The sequence below is a fragment of the Pedobacter sp. UYP1 genome (genome assembly GCF_040547305.1).
Classification (GTDB): domain Bacteria; phylum Bacteroidota; class Bacteroidia; order Sphingobacteriales; family Sphingobacteriaceae; genus Pedobacter.
Window position 1 is genome coordinate 144,992 of record NZ_JBEPPL010000010.1, and the last position, 21,450, is coordinate 166,441.

The window sequence follows — 21,450 nt, forward strand, 5'->3', positions numbered from 1 at the left end:
ATTTATGCCTGTTACTGTTGAAAAGCTTGTTTTACAAAGAGCTAAAGGACAATTTCCTGCTGCTATTGCTATAGTGGACCAAACATTGGGTGAGTTAAAAGACAATCGCTATTCGTTTTTGCATCCCAATGAACTGAACTACTTTGCTGGTTTAAAATTTGAGCGGGCTCAACATAGTTATTTGCTGGGAAGACTTGCTGCTAAAAGTGCCTGGAGTGCTTTTGCAGAAAATGATGTGATGACAGCAGTGGAGGTCACTGCTGGGATATTTCAGCAACCAGTGCTGTATTTGCCTGAAGGGGGAAATATACAGCTTAGCATCGCGCATACGGAAAAAATAGGGATGGCTATCGTTTATCCGGAGAGCCATCCGATGGGAATAGATGTAGAACTTATTAATCCGGAGCAAAGTGAAACGATCAGAGAGGTTGTCGGTTTGAGAGAACAAGGCAAACTCCATTTGATCCATAGTGACGTGCACAAAAGCCTTACGCTTTTATGGACCATTAAGGAAGCTTTATCGAAAGTGCTGAAAACAGGTTTAATGACTCCATTTGAACTGTTTGAAGTGGATAATATACAGCATATGGAGGACGTCGTGATTTGTGATTTTCTTAATTTTCCGCAATACAAGTCCTTGTCATGGTTGGCTGGTGGTTATGCCTGGTCTATTGTTTTACCGCGCAAGAGTATAATGGATCTGGCAGTGATCAGGAAGTTATATTTGCCAGACAGGGCAGCTCAGGTATCCTGAATAAAGAAATTCCCGATTTCAACCGGCTGCTGATACTTTTTGACAAAGTTTCTTACGCTTGTAGGCAGGTATAAATAACCAATTCCGTCATTTCCTAACAGACCACTATGGATGGGGCTGATAGCTGAAATCAGTTTATCTTCTAGTTGCAAAATAAACTCCGGCCCAAAGAATCCTCTGAATACAGGGGCGAAATTTGTCATGATCTCCGGATCTATATTGATGGGTTCTTGCAACCAGGCAGGAAATTGTGCCCCAAATTTTGATGTGGTTAATTTTGAACCTTCAAACCATTCCTGGCCCGCTGGAAAGTCATCTTTTGTTTCCTGTGCTGAGAATTTGGTCAGGACTATTTTTCTTTCTGGAATAGGAGGTGGCATAGCTGCTAACTCCACCGCTTTCCCTGTATCGTAATGTAAAATAACTTTTACTGTACCATTCTTTATTTTCTCAGACTGTAGGGGATCATTGACAGTATAGAGTGCTGGCATATTGGTTCCAATTCCAAATTCCGGATGTATTTTGACAGCTAAAAATATGCTGATGCAATAATTGCTGTCTTCCAGTAAATTGTTAACAGCAAAACCACTATCAAAAAGGTCTTTCTTCAAAGACATTAAAAGCAGCATTGGTTTTTGCGTAACCGGACAAACAGGATAGTCTGCCTGGTTGATATGAGCGACTCCGCCGATTCGGGAGGTTTGTTCATATTGTCCAGAATTTGTAGTTGTTATGTGATACATTATTAGCTTAAATTGGCAGCAAAATAGTTATAATGTTTGTTTTATTGCCTGCTTTCATTTAATTACTTACTTTTAAGAGCTAACCATTTGTCTGTACGTATGAAACTAAAAATTACCTTGTCGCTTCTTATTGCGCTGTCTTTCTGCTGTGTCAATCAATCTTCAGCTCAAAAAGGCTGGATCGATCTTTTTAACGGAAAAGATGTGAAAGACTGGAATATCAAAATTTCCAAGCACAACTATAACGAGAACTATGCAAACACTTTTCGGGTAGAAGATGGTTTGATGAAAGTAAGCTATGATGGTTATAGAGATTTTGATCAGCAATATGGCCATATCTTTTATAAAAAGCCTTTCTCTTATTATCTATTAGAGGTTACTTATCGTTTTGTGGGTGAACAAGCCAAGGGAGGTGAAGGCTGGGCTTATAGAAATAGTGGGGCTATGTTGCATGGGCAGGCACCTGAAACTATGTTGAAGGATCAGGATTTCCCGATTTCTGTAGAAGGACAAATTTTAGGAGGTGATGGTACACATGACCGTCATACCAGCAATGTTTGTACACCCGGCACACAAATCGTTTATGAAGGAAAATTGTTTACACCACATTGTTTAGACTCCAGGTCAAAAACTTATGCGGGCGATCAATGGGTTACTGCCAGATTCCTGGTTTTAGGGGATTCAGTAATTAAGCATATTATTGATAAGGAAGTAGTTCTTGAATATACAAAACCTCAGATTGGTGGTGGCAACGTGTCCAATTATGATCCGAAAATGAAAGTAGATGGCAAAGCATTAACAGGCGGCTATATTTCCTTGCAGAGCGAAAGTCATCCTATTGAATTTAAAAAAGTAAGGCTATTTAATCTGCAGCCTTACTCAAAAGATAAATTGAAATTAGCTCAGGTTATCGGGAAGATTTTAAATGACTAGTTTCAGGCATCGATCATAGGTTTGTATTTGCCCCAGTTATCTCCTATGATCCAAAGATTGATCAGGAAAAATGGCAACGCAATAGCTAGACCAGCTGGCTCATAAATAGCGTTATGGATTATAATGCCTGCCATCACAGGGAAAATAACAATAGCACCAAGGGCTCTGTATTTTGGTAGTATAAAGAGCAGGCCGCCTATGATTTCAACGATTCCCACAAAAGGCATTAGCCAGGAAATTCTGACAAAAGCTTCCATGAGTTTCATTTGCTCTGCCGTCATTTTAGGCATGGGCATATAATTGAAGAGTTTGTTTAACCCGGCATTGATAAACATCAAAGCGAAAAGGATACAGAGTACAGTTTTTACGATTTTCATTTTAATTAGATTTTTGTGGGATTTAAATTACTGTTTAAAATTTGAAAATCAATGGGTTAGCTTGAAAAAAAAATGATCTTATTTTATATGTTGCTTTCTGTATTTTGATGGGGATATCCTGATAACGGCTTTAAACTGCTTGCTAAAATGTGCCCAGCTGTTATAACCACTATCGTAACAAATATCTAAAACAGGCCGGTTAGTTTCTCTCAGAAGTTTACAAGCATGTCCAATTCTGATCTCTTTAATGAAATCAAAATAGCTTTTCTTAATATTCCGTTTAAAGAAACGGCAGAAGGCAGGGATAGACATATTGGTAATCCCTGCTACTTCTTTTAAAGAAATCGGATCAAGGAAATGTTTAAAGGAGTAGTCAATAATCGTTTCAATGACTGAATTTTCTTCACCGCTGGTCATGGTGTCAAAAGCCGTTGTAATGATTTTTTGCTGCGTTGAAGTACTGATCTTTTGCATACAGTTGATCAGGAGCTGAATACGTTCAATTCCTGTAGCAAACTCCAGTTGTCTGATTAATACAGCAATATCATTTGATAAGTTTTCCAGAAGCTGAATTCCTGTGTTTTTACTGTCTAATAACCCTGCTATATTTTTCATTTCTGGTAGGGCCAGAAAACCTTCACCCCAGAAATCTCTCATAAAATGAATTACAATTGCACTTCCGATAGTCGTATTCTGTGATTTTCTAAACCAGTGCGGTACGTTGGTATTGAGTAAAAAGATATCACTTTGTTTATATTCTCCAATATAATCACCAATCAGTGCAGTTCCATTTCCTTCAGTAATCAGAATTAATTCACATTCCAGGTGCTTATGCCAGGCCGTTTCAAAATCAGGTGTTTTGTAAGTCCGGCAAGCGAAAGAGTTATATTCTTCTACATGGATTTTCTGAATGAGTGTCTTCATAAAACGGGAAATGTATGTTATTCAACTGCTATCTGAACATGAAATTACGTTGCTAAATCTAATAAGTGATCAGATAGCATATTTTTTTTAATAAATAACGGTTGAACAGGGCTTGTGTTATTCTGTAGATTTAAAACTAACGAATTCTTTGACGCTGAGACAATTTTAACCTGAATAAAACCAAATATATTTTTATGAATGAAATTTCAATAAACGCTGATTATGGAAGATAGTACATATGATGCGATTGTAGTCGGTTCTGGCATCAGCGGTGGCTGGGCCGCAAAGGAGCTTTGTGAAAAAGGTTTAAAAGTCTTGATGCTGGAACGTGGTGGCCCTTACGATCATGTTAAAGATTATAAGACTGCGCAGAAAAATCCCTGGGAATTTGAACACCGGGGAGGTACAACAGCTGAACAGAAAAAGAATTATCCTGTTATTCATCGTGGCTGGGCAGCCAACGAAGCTGTAATGGACGCCTGGGCAAATGAGCAGGATTGTCCTTATACTGAAACCAAACCTTTTACCTGGTGGCGCAGTTACCGGATGGGTGGCCGTTCTATTTTATGGGGCAGACAGTCTTATCGCTGGAGTCAGCTGGATTTTGAAGGCAATGAAAAGGATGGTATAGCTACACCATGGCCAATTGGTTATGCAGATCTGGCTCCCTGGTATGATCATGTAGAGAAATTTGCAGGCATTAGTGGTTCTATAGAAAATATCGCGCATTTACCTGATGGACATTTTTTACCTCCTATGGAGTTGAATTGTGTGGAGAAGGATATGGCACAAAGAATAAAAAAGGAATACCATGAAAAGAGGCATTTAATTATTGGAAGGGTAGCTAATCTTACTGCTGCAATTCCCGGCAGAACTAAATGTCAGTTCAGGAACCGCTGTTGGGAAGGATGTCCATTTGGAGGCTATTTCAGCACCCAGTCTTCTACTTTACCTGCGGCAATGAAAACCGGGAACCTTACGGTAAGACCTTATTCTTTAGTGAAGCAGGTTCTTTATGATAAGAATTCAAAAAAGGCGACAGGAGTAGAGATACTGGATACCGGGACTAATCAGACTTATGAATTTAAAAGCAAGATCGTTTTCCTTTGTGCCTCGACGTTGAATACAGCCTGGGTTTTATTGAATTCTGCGACTGATATCTGGCCTGGTGGTTTAGGAAGCAGCAGCGGCGAGTTAGGGCATAACGTAATGGATCATCATTATAATGTAGGTGCTTCCGGATCGGTTGAAGGGTTTGAAGATCAATATGTGTATGGCAGAAGAGCCAATGGATTCTATATTCCAAGATTTGTAAATCTGGGTGGAGATAAAAGGGATTACCTGCGCGGTTTTGGCTATCAGGGTGGTGCAAGCCGGGAAGGTTGGGGACGCGAGATTGCTGAGCTGAATATTGGAGGTGATTTTAAGGATGCTTTAGCTGAGCCAGGAAAATGGACTATTGGGGCAACTGGATTTGGTGAAATTCTTCCATATCATGAAAATAAAGTTTCACTGGATAAAAATAAGAAGGATAAGTGGGGTTTGCCTGTACTGGCCATGGATGCTGAGTTGAAGGAGAATGAGCTGAAAATGCGCAAGGATATGAAGGAAGAAATGAGGGCAATGTTTGATGCTGCTGGAATAAAAAATATCAATACCTGGGACAATGGACATGCATTAGGGCATGGCATCCACGAAATGGGAACCGCCAGAATGGGAAGAGATCCAAAGACTTCTGTTTTGAATAAGTGGAACCAGGTTTGGGACTGTATGAATGTATTTGTGACTGATGGTGCTTGTATGACTTCTTCAGCTTGCCAGAATCCTTCCTTGACTTATATGGCTTTAACTGCAAGAGCAGTAGATTACGCCGTGAGTGAATTAAAGAAAAATAACATTTAAGCTGATGGAAAGAAGAGAACTTTTAAAGATGATTGCACTGCTTACGGGCGGTGCAATTATTGGAGGTAATACTTTACTGACTGGCTGTAGTCCTGAAAAAGGGAAATTGCAAAATAAGCTGGTCTTTAGTCAGCAGGATCAGGATTTTCTGGATGAAGTTGCTGATACCATATTGCCTGCGACAAAGACTCCTGGGGCTAAGGCAGCTAAAGCAGGTGCTTTTATGACAGTGATGGTGAATGATTGTTATGAAGAAAAAGATCAGAAAGTGTTCAGCGAAGGCATCGGTAAACTTAATGCAGCCTGTGAAAAGATGCATGGCTGTGAATTTATAAAAGCTACGAAGGATCAAAAACTATCCTTGTTGGTTACACTGGATAAGGAAGCTAAAGCCTACCAGGCTAAAAGAGGTGATTTACCTGCTCATTATTTTACGATGATGAAGCAATTGACACTTTTAGGCTATTTTTCTTCAGAACCTGGTTGTACAAAGGCAATGCGTTATATCGCTGTACCGGGCCATTACGAAGGATCAGTTCCTTATAAAAAAGGCGATAAGGCCTGGGCTTAGGACATATGTATTTACTAGGAATTGATATAGGTACATCTTCCATCAAGGTTTCTGTGGTGGATATCGCAACCAGGAAAAGGATTGCCACAGCGCAATATCCTGATGAGGAAGTTGAAATTAAGTCTCTGCAGACTGGCTGGGCTGAACAGTCTCCTGAAATTTGGTGGGCGCATGCAACTCAGGCTATACTCAGACTAAATGCAACCGGAAATTTTGATCCTAAAGCTATCACGGCTATCGGTATTGCTTATCAAATGCATGGATTGGTGCTGGTAGACAAAGACCAGAAGGTGTTGCGGGATAGTATAATCTGGTGTGATAGCAGAGCTGTTGAGTTGGGTGAAGAGGCTTTTACCGAAATCGGGAGGGAAAAATGTTTGCATCACTTGTTAAACTCTCCGGGAAATTTTACCGCCTCAAAACTTGCGTGGGTAAAGAATAACGAGCCTGAGCTTTATCAAAAGATAGCGAAAGCAATGCTTCCTGGCGATTTTATTGCAATGAAGCTGACGGGGAACATCACTACAAGCATTCCGGCGTTGTCTGAGGGGATATTCTGGGATTTCCGTCAGGACGAATTATCAAAAGATATTATGGATTATTATGGTTTTGATCAAAATATAATACCTGATATCCAGCCACTTTTCTCTGTACATGGGCGGCTTAATTTAGACATTGCAGCGCAATTGGGGTTACAGGAAGGCATTCCAGTCGCCTATAAATCGGGTGATCAGCCTAATAATGCGCTTTCTTTAAATGTGCTCCGGCCTGGAGAGGTGGCGGCAACTGCTGGCACGTCCGGAGTGATTTATGGGGTCAGTGATGCTTTGATTTATGACCCTGAGTCCAGGGTAAATACATTTGCCCATGTTACGTATAGTACAACTCAAAAACACACAGGTATGCTATTGTGTATCAATGGAACCGGAAGTATGTACAGATGGGCAAAGCATAATTTCGCACCAGATTTGTCTTATGATGCCCTGAATGAGCTGGCGGCAACTGCTCCTGTTGGAAGCAAGGGCCTGAAAGTTCTTCCTTTTGGCAACGGGGCAGAACGGATACTGAATAATAAGTATACAGGTGCACAATTGCTGGGAATCGATCTTAATGTGCACGGAAAGCCTGAAATCTTCAGGGCAGTACAAGAGGGCATCGCTTTTGCATTTCGTTATGGGCTGGATATCATGCGGGAAAATGGAATGCAGCCAACGGTGATCAGAGCGGGAATGGCGAATCTGTTTCTAAGCGAGCTTTTTGCCCAGACATTTGTAGATGTGACCGGTGTTCCTATAGCATTATATGAAAATGATGGCAGTGTGGGTGCTGCAATAGGTGCTGGTATTGGAGCAGGCATTTTTGAAAATGCGGAAGAAGCATTCCTCCATCATGAACCGGTCAGGTATTTAGAGCCTAAAAATACAGAGGCCTATGAGCCCTTGTATACCGAATGGAAAAATCTTTTAAATAAGGCTTTATAAAGCTGAATAAAAATACAGATATGACAAGAATAGTAATTGGAGAAAAAGAATTTTTTAAAGGAATAAAACAAGTTCAATTTGAAGGTTTAGAGAGTGATAATCCGCTGGCTTTTAGATGGTATAATCCAAATAAAGTAGTAGCTGGTAAAACCATGAAGGAACATTTGAAGTTCGCTTGTGCTTATTGGCATTCATTTAATGGGAATGGTGGCGACCCTTTTGGTGGAGCTACTCATGTTTTTCCATGGGATGAAAAGAAGGATGCGATAGAAAGGGCAAAAGATAAAATGGATGCTGCTTTCGAATTTATAACGAAAATGCAATTGCCCTATTACTGTTTTCACGACGTGGATATAGTTGATTATGGAAATGATATTGCTGAAAATGAGCGCAGATTACAGGCTCTTGTTGACTATGCCAAAGCAAAGCAGGCGAGCAGCGGAGTAAAATTACTTTGGGGAACAGCCAATTTGTTTAGTCATCAACGCTATATGAATGGCGCATCGACTAATCCTGATTTTCATGTTTTAGCGCATGGGGCTGCCCAGGTGAAGGCTGCTTTAGATGCAACTATAGCTCTTGGTGGAGAGAATTATGTTTTCTGGGGCGGCAGAGAAGGTTATATGAGTTTATTGAATACCAATATGAAGCGCGAGCAGGAACATTTGGCTAAATTCCTTCATACGGCTAAAGACTATGCAAGAAAAGAAGGGTTTAAAGGAACATTTTTTATCGAACCTAAACCTTGTGAACCTTCTAAACATCAGTATGATTATGATGCAGCTACGGTAAAGAGTTTTTTACAGGAGTATGAGCTGCTTGCTGATTTTAAACTGAATATAGAAGTGAATCATGCAACCTTAGCGGGGCATACTTTTCAGCATGAGTTACAGGTTGCTGCGGATAGTGGTTTATTGGGATCTATAGATGCCAACCGTGGTGATTATCAAAATGGCTGGGATACGGATCAGTTTCCGACTGATATTAATGAACTGACTGAAGCGATGCTTGTCATTTTAGAGAGTGGTGGATTAAAAGGGGGAGGTGTGAATTTTGATGCCAAGATCCGCAGGAATTCAACTGACCCTGCTGATTTGTTTTATGCCCATGTTGGTGGTATGGATGTTTTTGCACGGGCGCTGCTTACTGCAGATGCTATCCTTCAAAAATCGGATTATAAAAAGATAAGGTCCGACAGGTATGCCTCTTTTGATAGTGGTAAAGGTGCCGAATTTGAGCAAGGTAAATTAAGTTTAGAAGATTTAAGGAATTATGCTGTGCAAAACGGGGAACCAGAAATACGAAGTGGAAAACAGGAGTATCTGGAAAATCTGGTTAACAGATATATCTAGATTATTTGAAATTCGCAAATAACGGATTGAAATCTTCAAACAAGAGGGGCTGCTGTAACAGATCTTTGTAGTATCAAAATAAAGATATGATTATGGAGAACAAAGGTAAAATAGCATTGGTCACTGGCGGTAGCCGCGGACTAGGTAAAAATATGGCACTTAAACTTGCAGAAAAAGGTATTGATGTTGTGATCACTTACCTGAATAAAGAAGACGATGCTAAAGAAGTCGTTGCACAAATTAAAGCTGCCGGACAAAATGCTGCGGCTCTTCGCCTGGATACTGGTGATGTGAAAAGCTTTGATTCGTTTTTTGAACAATTAAAAGGAGTGCTTAAGGATACATTTCAAGCAGATAAATTTGATTTTTTAATCAACAATGCTGGGGTGGGTCACAATACCTTAATTAAAGATATGAGTGAGGAAATCTTTGATCAGCTAACGAATGTACATTTTAAAGGAGTTTACTTTCTGACACAAAAGGCATTGCATCTATTGAATGATCAGGGTGGTATTGTGAATGTTTCTTCTGGTCTTTCGCGGATGAGTATGCATGGATATTCTGCTTATGCGTCTATGAAAGGAGCAATTGAAGTTTTTACCAGGTATTTGGCAGCAGAGCTTGGTGCAAGGGGGATCAATGCGAATTCAATAGCACCCGGAGCTATAGAAACTGATTTTGGAGGCGGTCTTGTGCGTGATAATGAGCAAATTAATAAACACATTAGTGGTATTACTGCGCTTGGACGTGTTGGTTTACCTGAGGATATTGGCGGTGTTGTAGCTTTCTTATGTACACCAGATGCCAAATGGATTACTGCGCAGCGTATTGAGGTGTCAGGAGGAATGAGTCTTTAAGCTCTCCATTTGATTCTCAATGGGATTGTTATATTTGATTTTTGCAAAATGATATGCCTCAAGAAACATCCTTAGAAGAATTTTATCAAAAAGTAACGGCCACTCTTCCTGTAGATATCAACAGGGAGATTGGCCATTTCAATATTTTTGAAATTGATAAGCTATTTGATAAAAAAACCGGTACCCGGATTATGCCTTATAGTAGAAGGGCATATTATAAGATTAGTTTGATCAGGGGAAAAAACAGGGCCGAGTATGCTGATAAAGTAATTGAAATCCCGGAAAGTGCCCTTCTTTTTGCGACACCAAGAATACCCTATAATTGGGTAGCCCATGATGACGATCAGACTGGTCTTTTCTGCATTTTTACAGCAGAATTCCTGGCTAAAAATAAGGTCGGGATTGCCCTGGACGACTTACCTATATTCCAGCCCGGGGAATTGCCTATCTTTCAGCTTTCAGCAGAAGAGAGTGCAGAACTTGAAATTATTTTCAGGAAAATGCACCGGGAAATGGACTCCAATTATGTTTATAAATATGACCTGATCCGTAATTTTGTAATGGAAGTTATCCATTATGGGCAAAAGTTACAGCCTATATCTCCATTCCATGTGGTACAAAATGCTGCGGAAAGAATCACTTCATTATTTGTAGAGCTATTGGAAAGGCAATTTCCAATTGAAACCTCAGGACAAAGATTGATGCTCCGGACGGCTAAGGATTATGCAGACCGGCTGGCTGTCCATGTAAACCATCTGAATAAAGTATTGAAGGAAAGTTCTGGTCAGACTACGACCAGTATTATTACACTGCGGGTAATTCAAGAGGCAAAAATCTTGTTGAAGCAAACAGACTGGAGTATTTCGGACATCAGTTATAGTTTGGGGTTTGATGATTTGGCCCACTTTTCAAATTTTTTTAAAAAGCAAACCTCTATTAAACCAATTGCGTTTCGCTCTTAAACCAATTGCCTTTCGCTCGTAATCCCAGTTACTGATTGTTCCTGATTCCGACCGTCTATCGTCCGTAATTTAAATATGATTTTAAAGATTTCCCTCTTGCAAACAGGATTGCTGCAAGAGGGAAATTTAACTTTTGAAGATTTGTCCCACCGAAGCCTGTGCGCTGGGCATAATTAGCAGGTCACTCACATTTACATGTGCGGGCCGTGATGCTGCAAACCAAATACTCTCTGCAATGTCCTCTGCTTGTAAGGGAATGTAACCTTCATATACATCAGTTGCCTTCTGTTGGTCTCCTTTGAAGTGTACTTCGGAAAATTCAGTAGCGGTAAAGCCAGGATGTACAGCCGTTACTTTATTCCATAAGGCAGCAGTTCAATATGCATACCTTTATTTAAAGCGGCCACAGCCGTCTCTGCTACTTCAAAAGCCTTTTTTACGGCTTCTATTTCTGCTTCTTTGCCAAATAGTGTTTGTTCGGCTTTGATGATGGTGACATCAGAAATACCGATAAACTTTAACCACATCAGCATATAACTATTCTGGAAATCATATTCGGCTTCTGGAGTAGCTGTTCCTGTCGCAAAATTTACACCTCGCGCGGCAATCAGTACAGCTTTCTTATTCATCAGTTTGCCGTTAAATCCATTTTCATCAAAAGTGAATAAGATGTCTTTATGGCTAATCAGATCTATCAGCTGTTTCAGTTTATAAGGTATTCCAAAGTTCCACATTGGAACGCTGAACAAAATCAGATCCGCCTGGTGAAAATCAGCTGCAATTTTTCTGATGATATTCCAGGCTTCCACCTGCTGTGCAGTTAGGGCTATAGCTTGTAATCCGGCATATTTTGCATTAAGTGCGTGCTCATCGAATTCTGGAAGCGCATCTTTCCAGACATCTATGGTTTTAATTGTACATCCTGGATATTTTTTTCTGCATCCGTCAATATAGGTTGAGGCGATACTTGTTGAAATAGATTTCTCATTTCTTGGAGAAGCTATCACATGTAAGATATTGATCATATCAATATGAATTTTAAAGGGTTATCAATGCTGCAAAATTGGCTTGTAAATTCTGCTGAAAGAATGGATTATTTTCCCTGATACTGGCCATTTTTCTATAAATGGAGATTTAAATAAGTGTCAAGGATTTAGGAAAAAATGCTATTCTTTCCTACCTTCAGTCCTGTTAATTTTGCAAGTGTAAAATTTACGATCATTCAAAATACAGATGCGGTTACAACATATAGATCGAAGTGGAAGAGGCGAAATGCATTTTCTGAGCGGAGAATGAGATTGAATAATCTTATTGAAGAACATAGAAGTAAAGAGTTTTTAACAATAGCTCTTAATACTGGTGAGCCACAGCGAATAACAGTGGATGGAGTGGCTTATGATTTTCCTTCCTGGAGTATTATTCCAATATATGCAAATCAGTCTTTTCATTTCTATAATCCTGAAACGGTAACCATCTGGCAATATAACAGGCAGTTTTATTGCATGGCAGACAACCATGTAGAGATTAGTTGTATCGGACTGATCTTCCTGGGATATTCTAAAAAACTATTTATAGAGATAGCTGAGGAACATCGTGCTAAAATTTCTGCATTGATGGGGATTTTCATTGAAGAATTTGATTCAGGAGATTATATTAAGACAGATATGCTGCTGACTTTGCTCAAGCGGTTTATTATCATATTGACCAGGCTGGCCAGACAGCAATATTTTGGTGATATTGTTTTTATTGATGATAAGTTTGACCTGATCCGTCAGTTTAATTTTTATGTGGAAGGGAATTTCCGTAAGGAACATAAGGTGCAGTTTTATGCAGGTTTGATGAATAAATCGCCTAAAACATTATCGAACATTTTTACACTATACAATTATAACTCTCCAATGTCCATCATCCATGACCGTATTGTCAATGAGGCCAAGCGGTTATTATTTTATACTGATAAATCAGCAAAAGAGATTGCTTATGAGCTTGGTTTTGAAGATGCTGCGCATTTTAGCCGGTTTTTCAAAAATAGTACAACTCAAAACCCTTCAGGATTTCGCAAGAATGCAGTAGTTTAAAACAGGCTGATACCGGGACTTAATTATGGGCTTCTCACTAAAACAAAATTGAGCTCCTGAGGAAAACAGGGACTCAATTTTATACGCACCTTTGTATGGTCAATTTAGAAGGAAGAAAATGAAAAAGGAAATTCCAGCTGTTGTTTATCCCGGAGTCGTGTATTCTCATTATGAAACTAAAAAGATCATAGGTGAACAGTTTATCGGTGAATATGGAGTCTGTTATATTATTTCAGGAATTCTGAAGGTCATAGATGCCGGGCAAAGCCGTACTTTCAACGCCGGAGATGTGCTTTTTTATAGAAAAAACTTTCTGGCTAAGTTTGTTAAGATGCCTGCTGAGGATATCGATTTCAAGTCGATTACAGTAATCTTAAATCAGGAAGCACTTTTAGAATTCAGCACGCAGTATGGTTATCTCAATGACGCACCTTATAAAGCAAAAGAAGCCGTTCTAAAATTACCTTATAACCTATTGTTAGAGAATTATTTTAAAACGCTGACTCCTTATTTCGATGCAGAGCTGGCTGAAAAATTGATTATCTTAAAAAGACAGGAAGCACTATTGTTACTGCTGCAAGTGAATCCTGATTTGAAAAATATGCTGTTTGATTTCAGTCAGCCGGGTAAAATCAATCTGGAAGCATTTATGCAGCAGAATTTTCGCTTTAATGTAGACTTAAAAAGGCTGGCTTTCTTAACCGGAAGGAGTTTGGCAGCCTTTAAAAGAGACTTCGAAAAAATATTCCATGTTTCTCCCAACCGGTGGTTGCAGCAAAGACGTTTACAGGAGGCTCATTATCTGCTTCAAGAAGAAAACAAGCGTCCTTCTGCTATCTATCATGAAATTGGTTTTGAAAGCCTGTCTCATTTTTCCTACTCATTTAAAAAACAATACGGAGTTAATCCTTCGGATATTCTGAATATAAATCCATAAATAAGATGAAAAAAACAATTTTAATTACCGGAGCTTCCTCCGGTTTCGGGAAAACTACGTCCAGATTTTTTGCCAGTCGGGGTTGGAATGTGATTGCAACGATGCGCAGTCCTGAACTGGAGACAGAACTTTCCGGTGATCCGTCAATTTTAGTTACCCGGCTGGATGTAAGTGACAACGCTTCCATCCAATCTGCTATAGCAGCTGGTATTGAGCAATTTGGCCAGATAGATGCATTGGTAAATAATGCAGGTTATGGCCAACAAGGATTATTTGAAGCCGTTAAGCCTGAAAAGATTCAGGAACAGTTTGATGTGAATGTTTTTGGAATGATGAATGTAACCAGGGCCATACTTCCTCATTTCCGTCTTAGAAAACAAGGTACATTAGTGAATATATCCTCTGCCGCTGGTCGCGTTACTACACCCATACTGTCAATTTACGCGGCTTCTAAGTTTGCTGTGGAAGGCTTTTCAGAATCTCTTGCTTACGAACTGGAATCACAGCAAATAAAAGTGAAAATTGTTGAGCCTGGTTATGTGCCAACCAGTTTTTATGAAAGGGCAGGAGCTGAATTTGCTTACGATGCTGCATTAACAGATTACAATACATTTAACGGGGAAATGGCTGAACTTTTTTCTTCATTTGCTGGTGGCTTAAATGCAACGGCAGAAGAGGTAGCCAGAACGATTTATGAAGCGGTAACTGATGGGACTTACACTTTGCGTTATCTGATCGGCCCTGAATCCGAGCCATTGATAGCGTTGAGAAATAGCAAGCCAGATCAGGAATATGTAAGCGCACTAAGGAGTATGTTTATGCCAGCTGCTTTTGAAAATAAAGTCGAATCTATTTAAGCTGGTTAATCTTTAAAAAACAAAATCCCGGCAACCGTATAGTTTGCCGGGATTTTGTTTTTTAACTCTTTTTAGGATAAAGAGATATTTTCACTGTCGATTAATTCTACCTTTTTACCCATCTTCTTTTGAATGATTTCAAAATGATGTAATTCATCCTGGCTAACCAATGAAATTGCATCTCCAGGTTTATCTGCACGACCAGTTCTTCCGATACGGTGAACATAATCTTTTGGTGACCGCGGTAATTCATAATTGATCACAAAAGGAAGGAAATTAATGTCAATTCCTCTGGCCATTAGATCTGTGGCTACCAGTACTTTAAGTTTTCCTGATTTGAAATGTGTTAAAGCATCAGTTCTTGCGCCCTGGCTTTTCTTACTATGAATAGCTTTTGCATCAATATTATTTTTACGTAGCTTGTTGACAATAGCGTCAGCCTGCTTAACTGAAGAGGCAAAGACCAGTACTTGCTTCATCTCATGATGATTGATCAGGTAACGCAAAAACGGCCCTTTCTTTTCGTTTGAAACGATATAAGCTACCTGGTTGATGAGGTCGAGCGATTCCTCTTCTTCTTCTATTTTGATGACCACTGGATCATGCAATAAGATTTGGTGAATATGTTGAAGATCGGCATTCAATGTGGCTGACAATAGTATGTTTTGACGCTTTTCAGGTAATAGTGCAATGATTTTATTCACTTCTTCTTTAAATCCCAGGTTAAGCATTTTATCTGCTTCATCCAGTACCAATGTTTCAATGCTGGATAAGTGTACTGCCTTTGAGTCTACTAGTTCCAATAATCTGCCTGGTGTAGCAACCAATACATTTACACCCTGCATAGCCATCATTTGAGGGTTAATAGAAACACCACCGTATACCGCTAATGTTTTAACAGGCTCAGGAATTGCTTTGCTGAAAGTTTGAAAAACCTCTTTAACCTGTTCAGCAAGTTCGCGTGTAGGCACCAGAACCAATACATTTGCATGGCGGTTTTTTACGCCCAATGTTTGTTGCAGGTTCATTAAAAGCGGTAAAACATAACTTGCAGTTTTGCCAGAACCTGTTTTCGCAATGGCTAAGACATCTTTTTTATTTAGTATAGCTGGTATAGCTGTTTGTTGAATAGGAGTAGGTACTGTGAACTTCTGATCTATCAGCGCTATGAGTAAAGCAGGTGACAAACCCAGGGATTTAAAAGGCATATTACTTAATTTTTCGTGTAAAAGTAAACAAAAATCGTTGTTAGCCGTTGGAGAAAGAAGAGAGAGTTTTTGATGCGCATTGGTGAAAAGAAAAAACATTATCTATTTTAATAGAAATTTTAGTGCTTAAATATGAAAGACGAGATACGTATGGCAGTTTCCCTGCCAGGAGAATTGGAAAATGAGGTGTTTGAATTAAGCGATATGGCTTGTGAATTACTGGAAGAGGGTAAGGTCGGAGAAGCATTGACAAAAATAAAGCTTGCCTGGGAGAAAGTACCGGAACCAAAGTTTAATACTTCTGTGTCTCACATGATCTTATCTGCTTTAATTCCTATTTTGAATACAGCAGGTCAATATAAGGAGGCATTACGACTGACTAAAGAATGGGTAGCAGATCTGGAAACCTCTGGTTACAAAATCTATCATACTATACCTTATATCCTACATGGGGAAACCTTATTATTTCTTAAAGATGCAGATGCAGCAAAAGAATCTTTTTATCAGGCAGTAAGGTATGGCGCTAAAAAAAGAGATTTTAGTGATCAGCCTGCTTTCTATCTGGAAGTGGCTCAAAAGAAGCTGAATGACAATCAGGAGATTATGACGCTCTTTGAGGAGAAAGTTTTGTCCCGCTTTGTTACCGTATTAAGACCTGAAATCGTGGAACTTTCTGAGCAGGTTAGTGCGCGTATTGAAGAATTAAGTGAACAGGGAAACGAGTTGTTTGAGGAAGAAAAATATCGGGAATGTATTCAGGTTTGGAGTGCGGCTTTGGCCTTAATTCCAGAACCCCAAAACTCCTGTGGCGAAGCTTTCTGGCTGGAAACTTCTATCGGAGACTGTTATTTTATGTTGAAGGATTTCGAGCAGTCATTGGTACACTTTTTAAATGCAAAAGGGAATATCGAGACCAATGCTTACGAAAATCCATTTGTGATGTTGCGTTTAGGGGAGTTGTTTTTAGAAGGAGATCATTTTAATGATGCCAAAGAATTCCTGCTCCGGGCTTTTATGCTGGAAGGGGAAGAGATATTTGAGACAGAAGATGACAAGTATTTTGTGTTTTTAAGCCAAAATGTTGAACTCAATAAGCCCGGTTAAGGGCGTATATTTATTGTAAATACCTGACAAATATTTCAGAAAGTTGGAAAATACGGTCCAGTACAATCATAATAATACCTACGAAAATAATGCTTAACAACTTGTAAGTAAAGGTTCTGACTATCTTTTTATCATGTATGGTTTTCCAAACAATGGGCAAATCAATCAGTGCACTTGCCATAGAGGATATAATGGCTGCACTACCCGCAACTGCAGGACTAATCTGCCCGTGTGCAGCCATCGTAGCAGCGGCAACAGTTGTACTTGCGCTGCTAATCAGTCCTCCGAAAAAACCAGTGCCTAAAATACCAAGACTTCCGAAATAGCGGGTAAGTAAAATACCTGCTGCCTGAATAATGATAAATAATACGCCAAACCACAATACTTTTGGTAAAGAAATAGGAGAGGCCAGTTTTATAGTAGCCTGCGGGGTGGTCTCTGCTTCCTCTACCAAATAATCACGCCAAATCCATAATGCTGCCACACAAGACATGGCGAGTAGCGGTATAAGTGTAGCAGTGAGTGATAGTGGAACAAATATAGCTGCCAATAGCATGTTTCTTACAAACATGGAAATATTGATCAGGCTGGATAGTGTTGTTATTTTTGAGGGTGTGCCAGCATTCTGGACCCTGGAACTGACTTCGGCCACGGTTGCTGTACTATTGACCAAACCTCCAAATATAGCCCCAAGGTATAAACCTCGTGTACTGAATACGCGCAGAAATACATAATTTACAAATCCAATTCCCGCAATGGCAATCACACTTATCCAGGCATCACTGGGATTAAATAATTGCCAGGGATCAACATATCTGTTAGGCAATACCGGGAAGATTACAAAGCCAATCAGACCCAATAAAATAGCACTCCTGATTTCTGAAGGCAAAAGTCCACCAGCAAATTTGTTGAGCTCTGTTTTCCAGGCCAGCAGCATTGTGATTACAATCGCACCTGCTACTGGTGTAAATATATGTCCCATACCCACCAGAACACCCAGCATATAATTGGCAATCAGGGCAGCTGAGGTTGTGATTTCTACAGATTCGTTAGTCATCAGGCTTCGTGCATTCATGCCGATTGCCAATAAGAAGACGCCTACCATCGCAACGATAATAAAATCGTGTCCTGCAAGAGTAGAGAGCATGCCTAATAGTGCAACAATTGAGAATGTCCTGATTCCAGCCTCTTTATGTGACCACTTTCGCTCCATGCCTATCAGCATGCCAATGCCTACTGCAACAGTCATTTTCAAAGCAACTGGCCCGACTGGATAATGTATAAAATCGTTATTCATATAGCTGATTTTTATTCCCTTCAATAAGTTTTCTCTGCTGCTCAAAATCATTGTAAATTACGTAAACAGGGAGAGCCTTCCTATCTATTTGTGTAATGCTTTTGAGGCATTGCAGTTTAGTACTTTTAGTTAAACAGTTAAACCCCCTGTTTTGTGCGTATTGGGGAACTGAGGAGGTACGCTTAAACCTATATTAGTGATAGATCACTAACGCATCTGTTCTGTACTGAGCTTAGTTTACAGTAGAAAGTAGATTACTAATTTATGTTTACCTAGTTTATTACATTTTCCTGCCCTTAGGTTACAATAGGGGCAAAAATGGCTACTTTTTTGATTTTTGGGGTTACATTCTCTAATAAATGCGTGTTTTCTGGTGTCTGGAAATTACAACTGGCATGTAACCTGATGTTGTTATATTTATAAGCAGCCAGATCAACCTGTGTTTTTGCCTGCGCCATGTTTTTGAAAGTTTTTACAAGATCAAATTCCATTTTTAATATTCCATTCACTCTTTCAGCAATCGCATTATCATAGGGGCTTCCTGTTTGAGTCATGCTGATTTGAATATTACTATCCTTCAATAAAGTCACATAATCATCACAACAATATTGAGTTCCCCTGTCAGAATGATGAATAAGCGGCCTTAAAGGATATTTTCTGTCTTTTAAAGCTTGTTTTAATGCTTTAATACATCCAATGGTATTTAAATCATTTGCTAAATGGTAGCCCACAATTTTTCTGGAATAAGCATCAGTCACTAAAGAAAGATAAACAAAACAACTGTCTGTACGCAGGTAAGTAATATCACTAACCCATATTTTTTTCCTACCTGTGGATAACTGTAAGATCCTGATAAATATTCTAAGGCTACCTGCACCTTAAAGCTGTCTGAATGGATAGCTTTTCTACCCCCTTTGCCTTTGTTCGGCTTTTTGTCTTTTATACTCATTTTTCTGTTTTGAAAAACTTTCTTAGGTAAACTCTTTTCAGGAACGGACACCCTGAATAGTCTTCTTCAATTGACTGACTAAAAAGCTCCGGAAAATTGAAATATTGATAAAAACAGTCAGAATTTCAAGCACAGTTCCTGCTCATGTGCCTTTAGACTCGGGAAAGCAAGCTTTTATTGCTAGTTTTGCGCTCAAAGAACAGATTATGGAAGCGAGTGAACTAAGAATTGGAAATTATACAATGGATCATGGCCATCCTGAGCAAATACCTTATGGATCTGATATTGATTCTGCGGGATTAATGGACCCAATTCTTTTAACAGAGGAATGGGTAGTTAAATTTGGTTTTGAACGTTTTGAATTTGAATACGAAGAAGGAAATGAAACTACTTATGTGCTGGAAAAAAAGAATGGTCATCAATTCGTTCTCAATGAAAGTTTGCAACCTATGGATGGCGAAATCGCAATGCTAGACTACAAACTGCAGTATGTTCACCAGATTCAGAATCTTTATTTTGCGTTGACTAATGAAGAATTAATGATCAAAGAATAGGATCAGAAGAATTTCCTGATTAAATAACGGGATTTTTCCGGCATCTTTCGCCTGACTCATCGTGCCGGAAGGGTTGAATTCAATAAATACTTTTTTAAAATAATTTTCACAAGTCAAAAAAATATCTATTTTTGTATCGATTACTACAAAATAAAAAGATGAAAGGAAGACCAGTTACTTTTGACAACGAAGAGGTAATCTTAAAAGCCCAGAAAGTTTTTTGGGAAAAGGGATATACAGCTACTTCACTAGCCGATTTGCTGACTACTACTGGTATGGGCAGCGGTAGTTTCTATAATACTTTTAAAGGAGGAAAAAAGGAACTCTTCAGAAAAGCGATACAGCAAAGGCGGGAAGCATTTACACAGTTCAAAGCTGAGCTTAATAAAAGTGAATCTCCAATTGATCTGATTAAAGACTTTTTCAGGAGTATTGCTGCTGCTGATAAGCAAACACATCTGCAAGGTTGTCTTATTTCAAATACAGTAACAGAAATGACTTTTGTTGATCTTGATCTTGAAAATGAAACAATAGCAATTTTGAAAGATGTGGAGAAAATGTTTGCTGCGGCTATTGAAAAAGGACAGCAGGATGGGCGTATTAGAAATCAAACTGACCCGGTTATTTTAGGCAGATACCTTGTTACATTCTGGAATGGGTTGAATGTGACCAGAAGGATGTATCCTGACAATAAAATTCTCCAAAAACAAATCGAAATGCAGCTGGATATAATCAGTTGATTTTTTTTGTTCAATTATGTATCAATCATTACAAAAATAAAATAACATTATGGATTTATATTTAGATTCAAAAACAGCATTTATCAGTGGCTCTACACAAGGTATCGGCTTTGCGATAGCCAAACAGTTAATCAAGGAAGGCGTAAGTGTAATTCTTAATGGGCGTAACCAACAAAAATTAGACCTGGCTATACAAAGTCTGCGACATGAATATCCTGATGGTAATATTTCAGGAATTGCGGCCGATTTTTCTAATGGAGACGAAGTTGAAGAACTAGTTGCAGCATTACCTCCGGTTGATATTCTGATCAACAATGTGGGGATTTTTGAACTCAAATCTTTTGAGACGATAACGGATGCCGGGTGGACGCGGTTCTTCGAGGTCAACGTAATGAGCGGAGTACGGCTTTCGCGTGCGTTGTTACCTAAAATGCTGGATAAGAACTGGGGCCGGGTGATTTTTATCAGCAGTGAGTCTGGGATTAATATTCCTGAAAATATGATTCATTATGGGATGACTAAAACGGCATTGCTCTCGATAAGTAATGGTTTGGCCAAATTAACGAAGGGCAGTCAGGTTACAGTAAATACCATATTGGGCGGGCCAACTTATTCGGATGGAGTAGCAGAGGCGATAGCGCAAATCGCTCATGCTCAAAATCAGGATCCAGAGCAGCTCAAAGCCTATATCGGTACGAGTACAAATCCGACGTCGCTGCTGCAGCGTTTTATCGAACCTGAAGAAATTGCCAATCTTGCTGTTTATCTTTCGAGCCCCTTGTCGATTGCTACAAATGGCTCCAGTTTACGAGCAGATGGTGGCGTACTAACCGGAATTTAAGTTTTGTATGCTCAGAATAGTTAAATAGA

General features: G+C 39.3%; 22 protein-coding genes. 15 read left to right on the forward strand and 7 right to left on the reverse strand.

The genetic code is table 11. The features are described from left to right. The first annotated feature begins 4 nt into the window (after positions 1–4). Positions 5–754, forward strand: coding sequence for a 4'-phosphopantetheinyl transferase family protein (locus ABIB30_RS18565; RefSeq protein ID WP_354304544.1), 750 nt, complete (start codon positions 5–7; stop codon positions 752–754). On the opposite strand, the gene ABIB30_RS18570 is transcribed toward ABIB30_RS18565, so the two are convergent. Beyond that, positions 742–1,497 carry a hypothetical protein gene (locus ABIB30_RS18570; protein WP_354304545.1) on the reverse strand — a complete coding sequence of 252 codons (756 nt, stop codon included), beginning with the start codon at positions 1,495–1,497 and terminating at the stop codon, positions 742–744. The two genes, ABIB30_RS18565 and ABIB30_RS18570, sit on opposite strands and share 13 nt — an antisense overlap. Positions 1,498–1,596: 99 nt before the next feature. On the opposite strand from ABIB30_RS18570, the gene ABIB30_RS18575 reads away from it, so the two are divergent. After that, positions 1,597–2,430 (forward strand): 3-keto-disaccharide hydrolase, encoded by an 834-nt coding sequence (locus tag ABIB30_RS18575; protein WP_354304546.1) that lies wholly within the window; start codon positions 1,597–1,599, stop codon positions 2,428–2,430. Between the two features lie 2 nt (positions 2,431–2,432). On the opposite strand, the gene ABIB30_RS18580 is transcribed toward ABIB30_RS18575, so the two are convergent. Then, positions 2,433–2,807, reverse strand: coding sequence for a DoxX family membrane protein (locus ABIB30_RS18580; RefSeq protein WP_354304547.1), 375 nt, complete (start codon positions 2,805–2,807; stop codon positions 2,433–2,435). A gap of 78 nt (positions 2,808–2,885) precedes the next feature. Then, positions 2,886–3,731: an AraC family transcriptional regulator gene (locus ABIB30_RS18585; protein WP_354304548.1), complete on the reverse strand. Its 846-nt coding sequence runs from the start codon at positions 3,729–3,731 to the stop codon at positions 2,886–2,888. Between the two features lie 222 nt (positions 3,732–3,953). Between ABIB30_RS18585 and ABIB30_RS18590 the strand changes: the two genes are divergently transcribed. The 6 genes from ABIB30_RS18590 to ABIB30_RS18615 all read left to right on the forward strand — a co-directional run bounded on the left by ABIB30_RS18590 (position 3,954) and on the right by ABIB30_RS18615 (position 10,856). Next, entirely contained in the window at positions 3,954–5,633 is a 1,680-nt protein-coding gene (locus ABIB30_RS18590) for a GMC oxidoreductase (protein WP_354304549.1), read from the forward strand. Positions 5,634–5,637: 4 nt separating this feature from the next. Further along, complete coding sequence (locus ABIB30_RS18595; RefSeq protein WP_354304550.1) at positions 5,638–6,204, forward strand: gluconate 2-dehydrogenase subunit 3 family protein; 567 nt, start codon at positions 5,638–5,640, stop codon at positions 6,202–6,204. Between the two features lie 5 nt (positions 6,205–6,209). Next, positions 6,210–7,685, forward strand: coding sequence for a xylulokinase (locus tag ABIB30_RS18600; RefSeq protein WP_354304551.1), 1,476 nt, complete (start codon positions 6,210–6,212; stop codon positions 7,683–7,685). A gap of 20 nt (positions 7,686–7,705) precedes the next feature. After that, positions 7,706–9,037, forward strand: a complete 1,332-nt coding sequence (gene xylA / locus ABIB30_RS18605) for a xylose isomerase (RefSeq protein WP_354304552.1) — start codon at positions 7,706–7,708, stop codon at positions 9,035–9,037. A 92-nt stretch (positions 9,038–9,129) separates the two neighbouring features. Next, a complete protein-coding gene (locus ABIB30_RS18610; RefSeq protein WP_354304553.1) occupies positions 9,130–9,894 on the forward strand; it encodes an SDR family NAD(P)-dependent oxidoreductase in 765 nt (254 codons plus the stop codon). Between the two features lie 53 nt (positions 9,895–9,947). Next, a complete protein-coding gene (locus ABIB30_RS18615; RefSeq protein ID WP_354304554.1) occupies positions 9,948–10,856 on the forward strand; it encodes a helix-turn-helix domain-containing protein in 909 nt (302 codons plus the stop codon). A gap of 350 nt (positions 10,857–11,206) precedes the next feature. Here the strand turns inward: ABIB30_RS18615 and ABIB30_RS18620 are convergent, their stop codons facing one another. Continuing rightward, entirely contained in the window at positions 11,207–11,881 is a 675-nt protein-coding gene (locus ABIB30_RS18620) for an FMN-dependent NADH-azoreductase (protein ID WP_354304555.1), read from the reverse strand. Positions 11,882–12,148: 267 nt separating this feature from the next. On the opposite strand from ABIB30_RS18620, the gene ABIB30_RS18625 reads away from it, so the two are divergent. The 3 genes from ABIB30_RS18625 to ABIB30_RS18635 all read left to right on the forward strand — a co-directional run bounded on the left by ABIB30_RS18625 (position 12,149) and on the right by ABIB30_RS18635 (position 14,728). Further along, positions 12,149–12,934 (forward strand): AraC family transcriptional regulator, encoded by a 786-nt coding sequence (locus tag ABIB30_RS18625; RefSeq protein WP_354304556.1) that lies wholly within the window; start codon positions 12,149–12,151, stop codon positions 12,932–12,934. A 118-nt stretch (positions 12,935–13,052) separates the two neighbouring features. Next, positions 13,053–13,871 carry an AraC family transcriptional regulator gene (locus ABIB30_RS18630; protein ID WP_354304557.1) on the forward strand — a complete coding sequence of 273 codons (819 nt, stop codon included), beginning with the start codon at positions 13,053–13,055 and terminating at the stop codon, positions 13,869–13,871. A 5-nt stretch (positions 13,872–13,876) separates the two neighbouring features. After that, entirely contained in the window at positions 13,877–14,728 is an 852-nt protein-coding gene (locus ABIB30_RS18635; RefSeq protein ID WP_354304558.1) for an SDR family oxidoreductase, read from the forward strand. Positions 14,729–14,799: 71 nt separating this feature from the next. On the opposite strand, the gene ABIB30_RS18640 is transcribed toward ABIB30_RS18635, so the two are convergent. After that, on the reverse strand, positions 14,800–16,035 hold the full coding sequence (locus ABIB30_RS18640) for a DEAD/DEAH box helicase (RefSeq protein WP_354304559.1): 1,236 nt from the start codon (positions 16,033–16,035) through the stop codon (positions 14,800–14,802). A 33-nt stretch (positions 16,036–16,068) separates the two neighbouring features. On the opposite strand from ABIB30_RS18640, the gene ABIB30_RS18645 reads away from it, so the two are divergent. Next, positions 16,069–17,040 (forward strand): tetratricopeptide repeat protein, encoded by a 972-nt coding sequence (locus tag ABIB30_RS18645; protein ID WP_354304560.1) that lies wholly within the window; start codon positions 16,069–16,071, stop codon positions 17,038–17,040. 10 nt (positions 17,041–17,050) lie between these two features. On the opposite strand, the gene ABIB30_RS18650 is transcribed toward ABIB30_RS18645, so the two are convergent. After that, on the reverse strand, positions 17,051–18,337 hold the full coding sequence (locus ABIB30_RS18650; RefSeq protein ID WP_354304561.1) for an MgtC/SapB family protein: 1,287 nt from the start codon (positions 18,335–18,337) through the stop codon (positions 17,051–17,053). A 296-nt stretch (positions 18,338–18,633) separates the two neighbouring features. Then, on the reverse strand, positions 18,634–19,197 hold the full coding sequence (locus tag ABIB30_RS18655; RefSeq protein ID WP_354304623.1) for an IS3 family transposase: 564 nt from the start codon (positions 19,195–19,197) through the stop codon (positions 18,634–18,636). A 295-nt stretch (positions 19,198–19,492) separates the two neighbouring features. Between ABIB30_RS18655 and ABIB30_RS18660 the strand changes: the two genes are divergently transcribed. The 3 genes from ABIB30_RS18660 (at position 19,493) to ABIB30_RS18670 (ending at position 21,421) form a co-directional block, all read left to right on the forward strand. After that, on the forward strand, positions 19,493–19,840 hold the full coding sequence (locus ABIB30_RS18660) for a hypothetical protein (RefSeq protein WP_354304562.1): 348 nt from the start codon (positions 19,493–19,495) through the stop codon (positions 19,838–19,840). Between the two features lie 158 nt (positions 19,841–19,998). Further along, entirely contained in the window at positions 19,999–20,580 is a 582-nt protein-coding gene (locus tag ABIB30_RS18665; RefSeq protein ID WP_354304563.1) for a TetR/AcrR family transcriptional regulator, read from the forward strand. A gap of 49 nt (positions 20,581–20,629) precedes the next feature. Beyond that, positions 20,630–21,421 (forward strand): SDR family NAD(P)-dependent oxidoreductase, encoded by a 792-nt coding sequence (locus tag ABIB30_RS18670; protein ID WP_354304564.1) that lies wholly within the window; start codon positions 20,630–20,632, stop codon positions 21,419–21,421. Positions 21,422–21,450 lie beyond the last annotated feature (29 nt).